Raw genomic sequence first — 15,310 nt, 5'->3', positions numbered from 1 at the left:
AACATGGGAAAAATCATCGGTATAGATCTCGGCACCACGAACTCGTGCGTGGCCGTGATGGAAGGCAGCGCACCGCGCGTGATCGAGAACTCCGAAGGTGACCGCACCACCCCGTCGGTCGTGGCCTTCGTCGACGACGAGGTCCTGGTCGGCCAGCCGGCCAAGCGCCAGGCGGTCACGAACCCGGCCAAGACGCTGTACGCGGTCAAACGTCTGATCGGGCGTCGGTTCGAGGACAAGGAGGTTCAGAAAGACATCGAGCTGGTCCCGTACACCATCACCAAGGCGGACAACGGTGACGCCTGGGTCGAGGTCGACGGCAACCGCATGGCCCCGCCCGAGGTGTCCGCCCGTGTGCTGATGAAAATGAAGAAGACGGCCGAGGACTACCTGGGCGAGAGTATCTCTGAAGCGGTCATCACCGTGCCGGCGTACTTCAACGACAGCCAGCGCCAGGCCACCAAGGACGCGGGCAAGATCGCCGGACTTGAAGTCAAGCGGATCATCAACGAGCCCACGGCCGCGGCGCTCGCCTACGGCATGGACAAGAACTCCGGCGACAGCAAGATCGTGGTCTACGATCTCGGCGGCGGCACCTTCGACGTCTCGGTCATCGAAATCGCGGAGATCGACGGTGAGAAGCAGTTCGAAGTGCTCTCGACCAACGGCAACACCTTCCTCGGTGGCGAAGACTTCGACAACCGCTTGATCGACTACCTCGTCGACGAGTTCAAGAAGGATCAGGGTTTCGATCTGCGCGGCGATCCCCTGGCCATGCAGCGCCTCAAGGAAGGCGCCGAGAAGGCCAAGATCGAGTTGTCGTCCGGGCAGCAGACCGACGTCAACCTGCCGTACATCACGGCCGATCAGTCCGGTCCGAAGCACCTCAACATCAAGATCACCCGGGCCAAATTCGAGTCGCTGGTCGAAGACCTCGTGCAAGGCACGATCGAACCCTGCCGGATTGCGCTCAAGGACGCGGGCATCAAATCGTCCGAGATCACCGACGTGATCATGGTCGGCGGACAGACGCGCATGCCGATGGTCCAGGACGTGGTCAAGGATTTCTTCGGCAAGGAACCGCGGCGCGACGTCAACCCCGATGAGGCGGTGGCCCTCGGTGCGGCGATCCAGGGCGGTGTGCTTGGCGGCGACGTCAAGGACGTGCTGCTGCTTGATGTGACGCCGTTGTCGCTCGGTATCGAGACACTCGGTGGCGTGATGACCAAGTTGATCGAGAAGAACACCACGATCCCGACCAAGGCCCAGCAGGTGTTCTCGACGGCCGACGACAACCAGAGCGCGGTCACCGTGCACGTGTTGCAGGGCGAGCGCGAGCTTGCCCAGGGCAACAAGTCGCTCGGCAAGTTCGACCTGACCGACATCCCGCCGGCGGCGCGCGGTGTACCGCAGATCGAAGTCGCCTTCGACATCGACGCGAACGGCATCCTGAACGTGTCGGCGAAGGACAAGGCCACCGGCAAGGAGCAGTCGATCGTGATCAAGGCCTCCTCGGGCCTGTCGGACGACGAAATCGACAAGATGGTGCGCGACGCCGAGGCGCACGCGGACGAAGACCGCAAGCTGCGTGAGATGGTCGAACTGCGCAACCAGGCTGACAACCTGATCCACGGCACCGAGAAATCGCTCGAGACACTCGGCGAGCAGGTCACCGACGACGAGAAGGCGGACATCCGTTCCAAGATCGACGCCTTGCGCGCGTCGCTCGACGGCGATGACAAGGACGCGGTCACCGCGGCCATGGAGGCGCTGTCAGCGGCGGCAGGCGATCTCGCCCAGCGTGCGTACAGCAACGCGGGCGCAGCAGACCCGGCAGCTGACGCGGCACCGGGCGAGCCCGGCGGCAACGCGGCATCGGACGACGCCGTCGATGCCGAGTTCGAAGAGGTCAAGGACGACAACAACAAGTCGGCTTGATCCCGACCGTCGCGAGTCTGAACCGGGGTTGCATCTGAGCGCCCCGGTTTTTCTGTTTACAGGTAGTCAGGTATGTCCAAACGCGATTACTACGAGGTGCTCGGCGTTGCCAAGGGCAGCGACGAGGCCACGCTGAAGAAAGCGTACCGCCGATTGGCCATGAAGTATCACCCGGACCGCAATGCCGGCGATGACACAGCGGAGGCCAAATTCAAGGAGGCGAAGGAGGCCTGGGATGTCCTGAGTGACGAGCGCAAGCGCGCCGTGTACGACCAGTACGGCCACGCCGGCCTCGAAGGCGGCATGGGCGGCGGCGGCGGTGCGGGCGGCTTCAGCGGCGACTTCGGCGACATCTTCGGCGATGTCTTCGGCGACATCTTCGGGCAACGCGCTGGAGGCCGAGGCTCGCGCGCATCGCGTGGATCCGATCTGCAATACAACCTCGACATCGCACTCGAGGACGCGGTGCGCGGCACCGAAGTCAAGATCCAGGTGCCAACGCTGGTGGAGTGTGATACGTGTGATGGCAACGGCGCTGCACCCGGTACGAGCCCGACAACCTGCACCACGTGCAATGGACTGGGCCAGGTTCGAATGCAGCAGGGCTTTTTCTCTGTGCAACAAACTTGTCCGACTTGCGGCGGCACCGGAAGAGTCATCAAAGATCCCTGTGCCCCTTGCAACGGACGCGGACGCATCCAGGAGAACAAGACGCTCTCGGTCAAGATTCCCGCCGGTGTCGACACCGGTGACCGCATCCGGCTCAGCGGCGAGGGCGAAGCCGGGGAGCGCGGTGGCCCGACGGGCGACCTCTACGTCCAGATCCGGGTCCAGCCGCACGACATCTTCGAGCGCGACGGCGCGAACCTCATCTGCAGTGTGCCGATCAACATGGTGACGGCCTCCCTCGGCGGCGAGCTCGAAGTGCCGACGCTCGACGGCCGTGTGAAACTGAAGATCCCGGCCGGCACGCAGAACGGCAAGCTCTTTCGCTTGCGCGGCAAGGGTGTGAAGCCGGTGCGCGGTGGCGCTGTCGGCGATCTGATGTGCGAAATGCGTGTGGAGACGCCGGTCAACCTCAACGCCGAGCAGCGCGAATTGCTCGAGAAGCTTGGCGAGTCGCTCGGCGGCGACCGGCACAGTCCGGAGCACAGCAGTTGGATCGACTCGGTGAAGTCTTTCTTCGAACGCAGCTGATTCAGGATGGACGCGAGCGACTGGCAGGCGCGCTTCGGTGGCATCGAGCGCGTCTACGGCGCGCACGCGGCCGACCGGATCCGGTCGCTGAGTCTGTGCGTTGTGGGCCTCGGCGGCGTCGGGTCCTGGGCCGCCGAGGCGCTGGTGCGCACCGGCGTCGCGCGGATTCGGCTGGTCGACCTCGACGACGTCTGTGTGAGCAACACCAACCGCCAGTCACACGCGCTCGGCGGCACGGTGGGCCAGTTCAAGGCCGAGGTGCTCGCGGCGCGCCTGCGTGACATCCACCCCGGCTGCGACGTTGAAGCGCTCATCGATTTCGCCACGCAGGACAACCTCGACACCGTGCTGGCTGCGCCACTCGACGGCGTGCTCGACTGCATCGACAGCGTGGTGGCGAAATCCGACCTGCTGGCCTGGTGCCGGCGCGCCAAGCTGCCGGTGGTCTCGACCGGTGGCGCTGGCGGCCGCCTCGACCCGACCCGAATCGAGATCGCCGATCTCAACACGGTGCGCGGCGACGCCTTGTCGGCGCGGGTGCGCTCGCGACTGCGCCACCGCTACGGCTACAGCCGGAACCCGAAACGGCGCTACGGCATCCCGACGGTGTTTTCGGGCGAGCCCGTGCGACACCAGCACGCCGACGGCGAAGCACGCCAGGGCAGGCCGGCGTCCGGGCAGCTGGCGTCCGGGCTTCCGGTTGACGGCGCGGGCGGGCGACTCGATTGCGCAGGTGCACTTGGCGCAACGAGCATGGTCACCGCGAGCTTCGGTTTCGCGGCGGCGGCCGAGCTGCTGCGCCGATTGACCGCGCAGACGCGGCCCGCCAGCGCACGTTGAACGCGCGATCGCGCGTCGCCTCAGACCTCTTCCAATTCGACCAGTGTGCCGCTGAAATCGGCTGGGTGCAGAAACAGCACCGGCTTACCGTGGGCACCGATGCGCGGCTCGCCGTCGCCCAGAACCCGCGCGCCGGTGGCCTCCAAGGCGTCACGCGCCGCGCGAATGTCCTCGACTTCGTAGCACAGGTGGTGCATGCCACCCTTGGGGTGTTTGTCGAGGAAGGCCTGGATCGGCGAGTTGTCGCCGAGCGGGTGGAGCAGCTCGACCTTGGTGTTCGGCAGCTCCACGAACACCACCGTCACACCGTGTTCCGGCAGCGCCTGCGGCGCTGACACCGTGGCACCGAGCGCACTGCGGTAGGTCGCGCTGGCCGCGTCGAGGTCGGGTACCGCGAGCGCGACGTGGTTCAGGCGGCCGATCACGCGTCGTCCTCGAAGGCGAGGATCACCTGGTCGACGTCGAGGCTCTGGCCTGCGCTGGCCTCGATCGACTTGATCTGTCCGTCGCGCTCGGCGCTGAGCACGTTCTCCATTTTCATCGCCTCGACCACCGCGAGCTCCTGCCCGGCCTTGACCGTGTCACCGACAGCAACCGACACCCGAACGAGCAGGCCCGGCATCGGTGACACCAGGAAGCCGCTCATGTCGGCCTCGACGTCCGCGGGCATGTGGGCGAGGAGCGCCTGGATGTGCCCGGGGTAGAGCTGCCAGCGGTCGACGCGTCCGGCGCACTGCACCTGCCAGGCCCGTCCCACACGGTCGACCTGGAGACAGTGTTCGGCACCGTCGACGTTCAGCGTGAGCAGCGTCTGGCCCGGCTGCCAGTCGCAGTGCCCCTCAACGCGGTTGTCCGCCCAGTGCACCGTGAACTGCGCGCCGTCGTGCACGCTGTGAACCGCCACGGTGTCGCCGTCGATGACACTGCAGTACACCCGTTCGGTGGGTGTTGGCGTGTCGCGAAGCTGCCCCTCGATCTGTGCGTCGGCGTCGTCTTCACGGCACTGACAGACGCACGCGGCGGCCAGCGAGAGCGCCGGCATGCCAGGCACCATGGCGCTGTCAAAGCCGCTCGGGTAGTGGGTGTCGATGAAACCCGTGTGCAGGGCACCGGAGACGAAATCGTCCTGCCCGAGCAACGCGCTCAAAAACGGGATGTTGTGCTGCACGCCGCGGATCACGTAGTGGTCCAGTGCACGGCGCATCTCGCGGATGGCGGTGTCGCGGTCCGGCCCCCAGGTGACCAGCTTGGCAATCATGGGGTCGTAGAACATCGAGATGTCGGAACCCGCCTCTACGCCGGTGTCGACGCGCACGCGGTCGCTTTCGGCCGGTGGGGCGTACCGACTCAGGCGGCCGGTCGAGGGCATGAAGTTGCGGTCCGGGTCCTCGGCGTACACGCGACACTCGAGAGACCAGCCGTTCATCGGGATGTCGCTTTGCTGCATGGCGAGGTGCTCGCCAGCGGCCACGCGGATCATCTGTTCCACCAGATCGAGGCCGGTGATCATTTCAGTGACCGGGTGTTCGACCTGCAGCCGGGTGTTCATCTCGAGGAAATAGAACTGGCGGTGTTTGTCGACGATGAACTCCACCGTGCCGGCCGACCGGTAGTCGACGGCCCGGGCGAGGGCCACAGCCTGCTCGCCCATCGCCTGCCGGGTGGCGGCGTCGAGAAAAGGCGAGGGGGCCTCCTCGATGACTTTCTGGTGACGGCGCTGGATCGAACACTCGCGTTCCTGCAGGTACAGCGTGTTGCCGTGCGTGTCAGCGAGCACCTGAATTTCGATGTGCCGCGGTTCCTCGATGTATTTCTCGATGAAAACGCGGTCGTCTCCGAAGGCGTTGCGTGCCTCGTTCTGTGCACTGGTGAAACCGTCGATGACATCGTCGAGGGTCCAGGCGATGCGCATGCCCTTGCCACCGCCGCCGGCCGACGCCTTGAGCATCACCGGGCAACCGATCTGCTCCGCCAGCGCACGGGCCTGTTCGGCCGAGTCGAGTGCGTCGGGGTGGCCGGGGACCGTGTTGACACCGGCGCTTTCGGCGAGCTTCTTCGATTCGATCTTGTCGCCCATGACCGCGATGGCGTGCTGCCCCGGTCCGATGAACACCACGCCGGCCGCCTCGAGTGCTTCGGCGAACTCGCTGTTCTCGGACAGGAACCCGAAACCCGGGTGCACGGCCTCGGCGCCCGTCTGCGCGATCGCGTCCAGGATGCGGTCGATCCGCAGGTAGCTGTCGCTGCTCGCATTGCCGCCGACGTGCACCGCTTCGTCGCACAGTTTCACGTGCAGGCTGTCCGCGTCGGCGTCCGAGTAGATTGCGACGGTTGCGATACCCAGCCTGCGGCAGCTGCGTGCGATGCGGCACGCGATTTCGCCGCGGTTGGCGATCAGGATTTTCTTGAACACACTGGCCATTCGATTTGCTCCGCCGCGACGCCTTACAGGGGGATGTTGCCGTGCTTCTTCCACGGGTTTGCCAGCTGTTTGCTGGCGAGGGACCGCAAGCCGTTGCAGATGCGGCGTCGCGTGTTGGCCGGTTGGATGACTTCGTCGATGAAGCCGAGACTCGCGGCGACGAAGGGGTTGGCGAACTTGTCTTTGTACTCGGCTTCCCGGGCGGCGATGGCCTCGGGGTCGTCCTTGTCTTGCCTGAAGATGATCTCAACGGCGCCCTTGGCGCCCATGACCGCGATCTCGGCGGTGGGCCAGCTGTAGTTCAGGTCGCCACGCAGGTGTTTTGATGCCATCACGTCGTAGGCGCCGCCGTAGGCCTTGCGCGTGATCAACGTGATCTTCGGCACGGTGGCTTCGGCGAAGGCGTAGAGCAACTTGGCGCCGTGCTTGATGATGCCGCCGTACTCCTGGGCGGTGCCAGGCAGAAAGCCGGGCACGTCGACCAGCGTCACCAGCGGGATGTTGAATGCGTCGCAGAATCGCACGAACCGGGCGGCTTTCTTGCTCGAATTGATGTCCAGACACCCGGCGAGCACCAGGGGTTGGTTGGCCACGATACCGACCGGGGCACCCTCGAAGCGCGCGAAACCGGTGACGATGTTCTTCGCGTAGTCGGCTTGAGTTTCGAAGAAATCACCGGCATCCACGATCGCGTGGATAACGCTCTTGATGTCGTAGGGTTGGTTGGGGTTGGCCGGGATGATCGTCTCCAACGCGGGGTCGGGCCGGTCGGCCGGATCGGTTGCGGGTCGACGGGGCGGCCTTTCCCGGTTGTTCGACGGCAGGTAGCCAACGAGCTTGCGCAGCTGGAGCAGGGCGTCGATGTCGTTCGCAAAGGCAAAATCCGCGACACCCGACACGCTGTTGTGGGTCTGGGCGCCGCCCAGTTCCTCCTGGCTGACGTCCTCGTGCGTGACGGTCTTGACCACCTCGGGGCCGGTCACGAACATGTAGGAGGTGTTTCGCACCATGCCGATGAAGTCGGTCATCGCCGGCGAATACACGGCACCGCCCGCGCAGGGCCCCATGATCATCGACAACTGTGGCACCACACCGGAGGCGAGCACGTTGCGCTGAAAGACGTCGGCGTAGCCCGCGAGCGACGCCACGCCCTCCTGGATGCGTGCGCCGCCGGAGTCGTTCAGCCCGATGACCGGGATGCCGAGTTTCATCGCCGCGTCCATGACCTTGCAGATCTTGCGCGCGTGCGCAGCGGAGAGCGATCCACCGTAGACGGTGAAGTCCTGGCTGAACACCGCCACCTGGCGCCCGTTGATGGCGCCGACCCCCGTGACAACGCCGTCACCGGGGGTGCGTTGCGCGGCCATGCCGAAGTCGTGGCAGTCGTGCTCGACAAACATGTCCCACTCTTCGAACGAGCTCGGGTCGAGCAACACATCGAGGCGCTCACGCGCGGTGAGTTTGCCGCGTTCGTGTTGTTTGTCGATGCGGGCCTGCCCGCCACCCAACCGTGCTGCGGCGCGCTTGGCCTGAAGTTGATCGGTGATGCTTTGCATGTCAGCGCTCAAGTCGTGGTGAGGGGGTAGCCAAGGGTTTTCAGGGCGCCGGTGATTTCGTCGAGGATCACCGGGTCATCGATCGTGGCCGGCATCTTCCACGCGCGACCGTCCGCGATCGAGCGCACCGTGCCCCGCAGGATCTTGCCCGAGCGGGTCTTCGGCAGCCGCGGGACCACGGTGGCCAATTTGAAGGCGGCAACGGGGCCGATGGTCTCGCGGACACGCTGCACGCACTCGTCGACGATGGCGTCGTGGGCGCGGTCACAGTTGGCGTTGAGCACCAGCAAGCCGAGCGGCAACTGCCCCTTGAGGGTGTCGGCCACGCCGAGCACGGCACACTCGGCAACGTCCGGGTGCTCGGCCAGCACCTCCTCCATTTGGCCCGTGGACAGGCGGTGGCCGGCCACGTTGATCACGTCGTCGGTACGGGCCATGACGAACACATAGCCGTTGTCGTCGAGGTAGCCGGCGTCACCGGTCTCGTAGTAGCCCGGAAAGGTGTCGAAGTAGGCCGAGCGGTAGCGTTCCGGGGCATTCCAGAGTGTGGTGAACGAACCCGGCGGCAAGGGCAGGCGCACGGCGAGCGCGCCGATCTCGCCGGGCGCAACCGGCTTGCCGGCATCGTCGAGCGCCTCGAGTCGGTACCCCGGCACGGGCCGCGTCGGGCTGCCCGCCACGACCGGCAGGTGTTCGATGCCCATGCAATTCGCCGCAATCGACCAGCCGGTTTCGGTCTGCCACCAATGGTCTATCACCGGCACCTCCAGGTGTCGCTCGGCCCAGTGCAAGGTGTCTGGGTCGCAACGCTCGCCAGCGAGGAAGAGGCTGCGCAACGACGACAGGTCGTAGTGCGCCAGCAGTTCGCCGTTCGGGTCTTCCTTTTTGATCGCGCGGAACGCGGTCGGTGCGGTGAACAGACTCGACACCTTGTGGTCGCTGATCACCCGCCAGAAGGCGCCGGCGTCCGGTGTGCCGACCGGCTTGCCCTCGTACATCACCGTGGTGTTGCCGTTCGCCAGCGGCGCGTAGACGATGTACGAGTGGCCAACGACCCAGCCGACGTCGGACGCGGCCCAGTACACCTCACCCGGTTCGATGTCGTAGATGTGTTTCATGCTCCACTTGAGCGCGGCCAGGTAGCCCGCGGTGTCGCGCACAACGCCTTTGGGCTGGCCGGTGGTGCCGCTGGTGTAGAGGATGTAGAGCGGCGCGTTGGCCGGCATGGGGGTGCAGCCAACCGGCGAGGCGGCTGCCACCGCGTCTTGCCAGTCGACGTCGCGCCCGGCGTGCATCGCCGCTGCGCACTGAGGGCGTTGCAGGATGAGGTTGAACGCGGGTGTGTGGGTGGCGAGCTCGATCGCCTTGTCGAGCAGCGGTTTGTACTCGACCACGCGTGCACCCTCGATGCCGCAGGACGCTGTCAGGATCGCTGCGGGCTCGGCGTCGTCGATGCGCACGGCCAGCTCGTTGGCGGCAAAGCCGCCGAACACGACCGAGTGGATCGCGCCGATGCGGGCGCAGGCCAGCATGGCCATGGCGGCTTCCGGGATCATCGGCATGTAGATGATCACGCGGTCGCCCGGGCCGACTCCGCGCGCGCTGAGGGCGCCGGCGAGGGTCGCGACCGCGTCGCGCAGGTCACGGTAGCTGTAGCGTGTCACGCTGTCGGTGACAGGGCTGTCGTGGATCAGGGCGGTGCGGTCGCCGTGACCCGCGTCGACGTGCACGTCGAGGGTGTTGAAGCACGCGTTGAGTTGCCCGTCGGGGTACCAGCGGTTGAACGGGGAGTCGCTGTCGTCGAGCACGCGTGTGGGCGGTGTATCCCAGACCAGGGCGGCACCCACCTTGGCCCAGAAGGCCTCGGGCTGTTCACTGGCGTGCGTGTAGACGCGGTCAAATTCCCCTGACATGGGCAAGTCTCTCCGAGTGGCATGGCTGCGCCATGATACGCAGCTCTGCACCGGTGTGGGGCGGTGCGGCATCGTGCAGGGCTCAAAGTTTACGTTAACGTAAACGTAAAATAAAATTCGATGGGGCGCGGGCCCTGTCGTCGCTCCGTTGAGTGTTGCCTACACACCTGATATCGTCGTGCAAAACCGGTCAGCTCCCCCTCGAATAACAACATCCAGCGCGCTCGTGAGGCCGGCTCCGTGCGCGAGCGGAGAGTCATCCCCCATGGCCAAGGGTCATACGCTGCAGGAACCTTTTCTCAACACCTTGCGGCGCGAGCGCGTGCCGGTGTCGATATACCTGGTCAACGGGATCAAACTTCAGGGCCAGATCGAGTCCTTCGACCAATTCGTCGTGCTGCTCAAGAACAGCGTCAGCCAGATGGTCTACAAGCACGCCATTTCCACGGTGGTGCCGCAGCGCGCGATCAAGATGCCGATCGACGACAGCGATGTGGCCGACGCCCCGAGTGACTGAGCGGCCGTTGCGCGGACACCTGCTTGTTTGAGCGTTTCGATGTCGGCCAGCGTGCGGTGCTGGTCGGACTGCAGTTTCCCGACAGCGCGCGCGACCCGGCCGAGGCCATGGCCGAGCTGCAGGAGCTCACTGTGTCGGCCGGTGCGACCGTGCTCGAGTGCGTCCGGGGCACCCGCGCGCGACCGGACCCTCGGCTGTTTGTCGGCTCGGGCAAAGCCGAGGACATCGCCGAGCGGGTGCGTGCGCACAAAGCCGATCTCGTGGTGTTCAACCACGCGCTTGCGCCTTCTCAGGAGCGCAACCTCGAGCGCGTGCTGCAGTGCCGCGTGCTCGACCGCACGGGGCTTATTCTCGACATCTTCTCCCAGCGTGCGCGCAGTTTCGAGGGCAAGCTGCAAGTGGAGTTGGCGCAACTGCGCCATCTCTCGACGCGGCTGGTCCGCGGTTGGACGCACCTCGAACGCCAGAAGGGGGGTATCGGTCTGCGGGGTCCGGGTGAAACGCAGCTCGAAACCGACCGCCGGCTGATCGGCCACCGGATCAAGCGCCTGATGCGCACGCTCGAGCGGGTGCGTGCCAGACGGGAGCGTGGGCGCCTGGCGCGGCGCAAGGCCGACGTCGCGACCGTGTCGCTGGTGGGCTACACCAACGCCGGCAAGTCGACCCTGTTCAACGCCCTGACTGACGCCGAGGTCTACGCGGCCGATCGCCTGTTTGCCACACTCGACCCGACGCTCAGGCAGCTCGAGTTGCCGGGTGGACGCGAGGCGGTGATCGCCGACACGGTCGGTTTCGTCAGCGATCTGCCACACGAATTGGTCGAAGCTTTCCACGCGACCTTGCAAGAGAGCGCAGAGGCCACATTGTTGTTGCATGTGATCGACTGCGCCGACCCGGCACGGCAGTCGCTGAGCGACGCCGTCGTCGTGGTCTTGCAGAGTGTGGGTGCGGAACACGTGCCCACTCTGGAGGTCTATACCAAGGCTGACCTGCGAGAAGAACGTGCGCGAGTCGAGCGCGATGCCGACGGCCGGCCGAACCGCGTGTGGGTCTCGGCCGTCAGCGGCGACGGGCTCGACCTGTTGCGTGGGGCGATCGCCGAGTGTGTTGGCGGCGAGCGCGTGCGTGGTGCGTTGCGGTTGTCGCCGCGAGAGGGAAAATTGCGTGCAACGCTGTACCACATCGGCGCGGTGCGCGAGGAGCGGAACCTGGAAGACGGTGCGATGGAACTCGACCTCGACATGGACGCGGTGGACTGGCAGCGGCTGGTCAAGCACGCCGGGCTCAAGGAGAGCCAATTGCGGTCCTGACGGAACGCGGCGCGGTGTTTGCGGGTGCCAACACCGACAACTACACTGCCTCAGACACGGACGGCAGCAGAATCCGGCGGTCCCCGGTGCGGGGGCGCCACCCAACTTTTACGCTTACGGAGATACGCCATGGCCTGGAATGAACCAGGTGGAAATTCGCAGGACCCCTGGGGTCGCAACGACAAGGACAAGGGCCCGCCCGACCTCGACGAGGTGTTCGGTAACCTCAAGGCCCAGGTCGACAAGATATTCGGTCGGCGTGGCGGGGGTTCCGGCAGCTCGGGGGGCGGTTCGGCACCCAGTATCGGCGGTGTCGGTCTCGGCATCATCGCGGCGATTGCGTTGGCCGGCTGGATCTTCTCCGGTTTCTACATCATCCAGGCCGCCGAACGCGGCGTGGTAACCCGATTCGGCGCCCACACGGTGACGACCGGTCCCGGTCTTCACTGGCGCATGCCCTGGCCGATCGAGGCCGTTGAGCGCGTCAACGTAGACCAGAACAACAGTTTGCAATTGCGCTCGCAACAGGTGCTGACTCAGGACGAGAACATTGTCGAGATCGACATCGCCGTTCAGTTCAACATCCTCAGTGCGGAGGACTTTCTGTTCCAGACACGCGAGCCAACCCGCTCGATGGAGCAGGTGCTCGAGAGCGCCGTGCGTGAAGTCATTGGCCGCAACACCATGGACTTCATCCTGACCCAGGGCCGGGATGCCGTGGCGAGTGACACGTCGACGCAGATCCAGGATGTCATGAACAGCTACCGCACCGGCTACCAGGTCACGGCGGTCAACCTTGAGCGCGCGCAGCCGCCTGAAGAAGTGCAGGCAGCCTTCTCCGACGCCAACAAGGCGCGCGAGGACGAGCAGCGCTACATCAACGAGGCCGAGGCCTACCGCAACGAGGTCGTTCCGCAAGCGCGCGGTGACGCGGCGCGCCTGCTCGAAGAGGCCAAGGCGCACCGCACCCGGGTGGTGCAGGCCGCCGAAGGTGAGTCGCAGCGCTTCTCCGACCTGCTGGTCGAGTACCAGAAAGCGCCGGAGATCACCCGCGAGCGTCTCTACCTCGATGCCATGGGCAGCATCCTGGGCAATTCCACCAAGGTGATGATGGACGCGGGCAACAACAACCTGCTGTACCTGCCGATCGACAACATCAGCGGCGCGGCGGGCGGCGCGCGGCCGAACCCGCTGCCGCGTCAGGTGCTGCCGAGCTTTGACGGGTCGTCCAGCACCTTGCCTCAATCCACCGACTCGCGGTCGCGCCGCACACGGGAGCGCTGAACATGAACGCAACACTGCGCACAGCCGGGATCGTGGCCGCAATCGTGGTCGCGGTGCTCGCCACCTGCACCTTCACGGTGCGGGAGAACGAAAAAGCCATCAAGCTCGTGCTGGGTGAGATCGCACGCTCGGACTACAAGCCCGGGCTGCATTTCAAGATCCCCTTCGTGAACACCGTGCACACCTTCGACGCGCGGCTGCTCACCCTCGACGTGCAACCGGAGCGGGTGCTGACGAGCGAGAAGAAGAACGTGATCGTCGACTCGTTCATGAAGTGGCGCATCGGCGACGTCGAGGCCTACTACACCAAAACCGGCGGCGACGAGCGGCGCGCCAACACGCTGCTCTCGCAGGTGGTGCGCAAGGCGACATTGGACGCCTTCGGCCTGCGCACGGTGCAGGAAGTGCTCGCCGGCGAGCGGGGCACCGTGATGCTGGCCGTTCGCGACGCCGCCAACCAGCGGGCGAACGAGCTCGGCATCGAGGTCACCGACGTGCGCGTCAAGAAGGTCGAATTCCCTGACGATGTCAGCGACTCGGTGTTCAACCGGATGATCAAGGAACGCGACACGGTTGCGAAACAGTTTCGCTCGTCCGGGCAGGAGCAGGCCAAGGGCATTCGCGCCGACGCCGACCGCCAACGCGAGGAGATTCTGGCACGGGCGTATTCCGAGTCCGAGGTGATTCGCGGTGAAGGCGATGCGCAGGCGGCGGCGATCTACGCCAACGCCTTCGGCGAGGATGCTGAATTCTACAGCTTCACGCGCTCACTCGAGGCCTACAAGCAGAGCTTCAGCGGCCAGGGCAACGTCATGGTGTTGGAGCCGGACTCCAACTTCTTCCGCTACTTTGACGCCCTCTCGGAAAATCGCTGAGTCGAGCGGACGCCACGGGCGTGTCTGAACTGTTGATAGCTGTCGCGCTGGTGCTGGTGATCGAGGGGCTCTACCCGTTCATCAGCCCGCGCGGCTACAAGCGGATGCTGGCGCAGATCCACGCGGTGTCCGACCAGGCGGTGCGCGTGACGGCCCTGTGTCTCATGGTGACCGGGGTTGCGCTGCTCTACGCGTTTCATTGAGGTCTGTTTCGCGGTAGACTGAGGGGCTGTTTTCGTCCCATGTGGCCCGTTCGGCCTCGGCCAGTGTCTCGCGCATGACCCAACCGCTGTGGATGTTGCCACAAGGCATCGAGGAGATCCTGCCGCCTGTTGCTGCGCGCATCGAGGCCATGCGACGTCGCATCCTCGACCTGCACACCCGCTGGGGCTACGAGCTCGTGTACCCGCCGATCGTGGAGCACCTCGAATCCTTGCTCACCGGCACCGGTCACGCGCTCGACCTGCACACCTTCAAACTGATCGACCCGTTGAGCGGCCGCTCCCTGGGTGTGCACGCGGACATGACCCCGCAGGTCGCGCGCATTGATGCCAGCCGTTTGCAGCGTGAGGGCACGGTGCGGCTGAGCTACGCCGGCACGGTGCTGCGCACGCAGCGTACCTCGGTCGGCGTGGGGCGGTCGCCGATGCAGCTCGGAGCCGAGCTGTTCGGCCACCAGGGCGTCGAGAGTGACGCCGAGATCGTGTCGTTGATGCTGGCGTCGCTTGCCGAAGCGGGCATCGACACACCGCAGCTCGACCTCGGGCACGTCGGTGTCTACCGGGCCGTTGTCCAGCCCCTGGCGCTCGACGCGGCCGATGAAAACCGGTTGTTCGACATCATGCTGCGCAAGGCACGACCCGAGCTTGATGGGCTGGTTGACCGACTCGGTTTCGGCGATGCGATCGCCGACGCGCTGCGGGCCTTGCTGAACCTGTCAGGTGACCCCTCGGTGCTGATCCGAGCCCGTGGCGAACTCGGCCTCGGCGGGTCCGACGCCGTGCTGGCTGCACTCGCCGAGTTGGGTGCGCTGGTACAGCACGTCAACCAGCGTCACCCCGGCGTACCGGTCTTGATCGACCTCTGCGAGTTGCGCGGGTACAACTACCACACCGGTGTGGTGTTCTCGGCGTACCACAGCGACGCGATGGTCGAGATCGCGCGCGGTGGTCGCTACGACAACATCGGGGCGTCGTTTGGCCGCGCTCGGCCCGCGACCGGTTTCAGCTGTGACCTCAAGCAACTCAGTGGCCTGGACGCGGCGAACGAGCCCGGCACCGCCGGCATCCTCGCACCCGAACATGACGAGCCGGGCTTGTGGTCCGCTATCACGGCATTACGTGAGCAGGGCGAGCGGGTCGTTGTCGCGCTCAGTGCCGACGACGACGCACGTGCGCTGGGGTGCGACCGCACCCTGGTTTTCCAAGACGGCCACTGGACGCCGAGACAGATCTAGAC

General features: G+C 65.6%; 13 protein-coding genes. 9 read left to right on the top strand and 4 right to left on the bottom strand.

Annotation, left to right across the window (positions count from 1 at the left end; all coding sequences use genetic code 11):
* The first annotated feature begins 3 nt into the window (after window positions 1-3).
* The 3 genes from dnaK to AAGA11_02265 all read left to right on the top strand — a co-directional run bounded on the left by dnaK (window position 4) and on the right by AAGA11_02265 (window position 3,975).
* Window positions 4-1,938, top strand: a complete 1,935-nt coding sequence (dnaK, locus tag AAGA11_02275) for a molecular chaperone DnaK (protein MEM9601666.1) — start codon at window positions 4-6, stop codon at window positions 1,936-1,938.
* A gap of 72 nt (window positions 1,939-2,010) precedes the next feature.
* Window positions 2,011-3,135 (top strand): molecular chaperone DnaJ, encoded by a 1,125-nt coding sequence (gene dnaJ / locus AAGA11_02270; GenBank protein MEM9601665.1) that lies wholly within the window; start codon window positions 2,011-2,013, stop codon window positions 3,133-3,135.
* A 6-nt stretch (window positions 3,136-3,141) separates the two neighbouring features.
* Window positions 3,142-3,975: a tRNA threonylcarbamoyladenosine dehydratase gene (locus AAGA11_02265; protein MEM9601664.1), complete on the top strand. Its 834-nt coding sequence runs from the start codon at window positions 3,142-3,144 to the stop codon at window positions 3,973-3,975.
* Between the two features lie 20 nt (window positions 3,976-3,995).
* Here AAGA11_02265 and mce read toward each other — a convergent pair whose 3' ends face one another.
* The 4 genes from mce to AAGA11_02245 are packed head-to-tail and all read right to left on the bottom strand — an operon-like array spanning window position 3,996 to window position 9,866.
* Window positions 3,996-4,400 (bottom strand): methylmalonyl-CoA epimerase, encoded by a 405-nt coding sequence (gene mce, locus AAGA11_02260; protein ID MEM9601663.1) that lies wholly within the window; start codon window positions 4,398-4,400, stop codon window positions 3,996-3,998.
* Complete coding sequence (locus AAGA11_02255) at window positions 4,397-6,388, bottom strand: acetyl/propionyl/methylcrotonyl-CoA carboxylase subunit alpha (protein MEM9601662.1); 1,992 nt, start codon at window positions 6,386-6,388, stop codon at window positions 4,397-4,399. Before AAGA11_02255 ends, mce begins: the two co-directional genes overlap by 4 nt.
* Window positions 6,389-6,420: 32 nt before the next feature.
* Complete coding sequence (locus AAGA11_02250; protein ID MEM9601661.1) at window positions 6,421-7,953, bottom strand: acyl-CoA carboxylase subunit beta; 1,533 nt, start codon at window positions 7,951-7,953, stop codon at window positions 6,421-6,423.
* Window positions 7,954-7,961: 8 nt separating this feature from the next.
* Complete coding sequence (locus AAGA11_02245; GenBank protein MEM9601660.1) at window positions 7,962-9,866, bottom strand: propionyl-CoA synthetase; 1,905 nt, start codon at window positions 9,864-9,866, stop codon at window positions 7,962-7,964.
* A gap of 265 nt (window positions 9,867-10,131) precedes the next feature.
* On the opposite strand from AAGA11_02245, the gene hfq reads away from it, so the two are divergent.
* The 6 genes from hfq (at window position 10,132) to AAGA11_02215 (ending at window position 15,308) form a co-directional block, all read left to right on the top strand.
* Window positions 10,132-10,383 (top strand): RNA chaperone Hfq, encoded by a 252-nt coding sequence (gene hfq, locus AAGA11_02240; protein MEM9601659.1) that lies wholly within the window; start codon window positions 10,132-10,134, stop codon window positions 10,381-10,383.
* Between the two features lie 23 nt (window positions 10,384-10,406).
* The gene (gene hflX, locus AAGA11_02235) at window positions 10,407-11,693 is read left to right on the top strand and encodes a ribosome rescue GTPase HflX (GenBank protein MEM9601658.1); all 1,287 of its coding nucleotides are present in this window, start codon (window positions 10,407-10,409) and stop codon (window positions 11,691-11,693) included.
* A gap of 129 nt (window positions 11,694-11,822) precedes the next feature.
* The gene (gene hflK, locus AAGA11_02230; protein ID MEM9601657.1) at window positions 11,823-12,977 is read left to right on the top strand and encodes an FtsH protease activity modulator HflK; all 1,155 of its coding nucleotides are present in this window, start codon (window positions 11,823-11,825) and stop codon (window positions 12,975-12,977) included.
* A 2-nt stretch (window positions 12,978-12,979) separates the two neighbouring features.
* Window positions 12,980-13,852, top strand: a complete 873-nt coding sequence (gene hflC / locus AAGA11_02225; protein ID MEM9601656.1) for a protease modulator HflC — start codon at window positions 12,980-12,982, stop codon at window positions 13,850-13,852.
* Between the two features lie 20 nt (window positions 13,853-13,872).
* Window positions 13,873-14,055: a DUF2065 domain-containing protein gene (locus AAGA11_02220; protein MEM9601655.1), complete on the top strand. Its 183-nt coding sequence runs from the start codon at window positions 13,873-13,875 to the stop codon at window positions 14,053-14,055.
* A gap of 74 nt (window positions 14,056-14,129) precedes the next feature.
* Window positions 14,130-15,308: an ATP phosphoribosyltransferase regulatory subunit gene (locus tag AAGA11_02215; GenBank protein ID MEM9601654.1), complete on the top strand. Its 1,179-nt coding sequence runs from the start codon at window positions 14,130-14,132 to the stop codon at window positions 15,306-15,308.
* Window positions 15,309-15,310: the final 2 nt, after the last annotated feature.

The sequence above is a fragment of the Pseudomonadota bacterium genome, assembly GCA_039196715.1.
In the GTDB taxonomy this organism is placed as follows: Bacteria; Pseudomonadota; Gammaproteobacteria; order CALCKW01; family CALCKW01; genus CALCKW01.
This window is presented reverse-complemented; position numbering and strand designations above follow the sequence as displayed.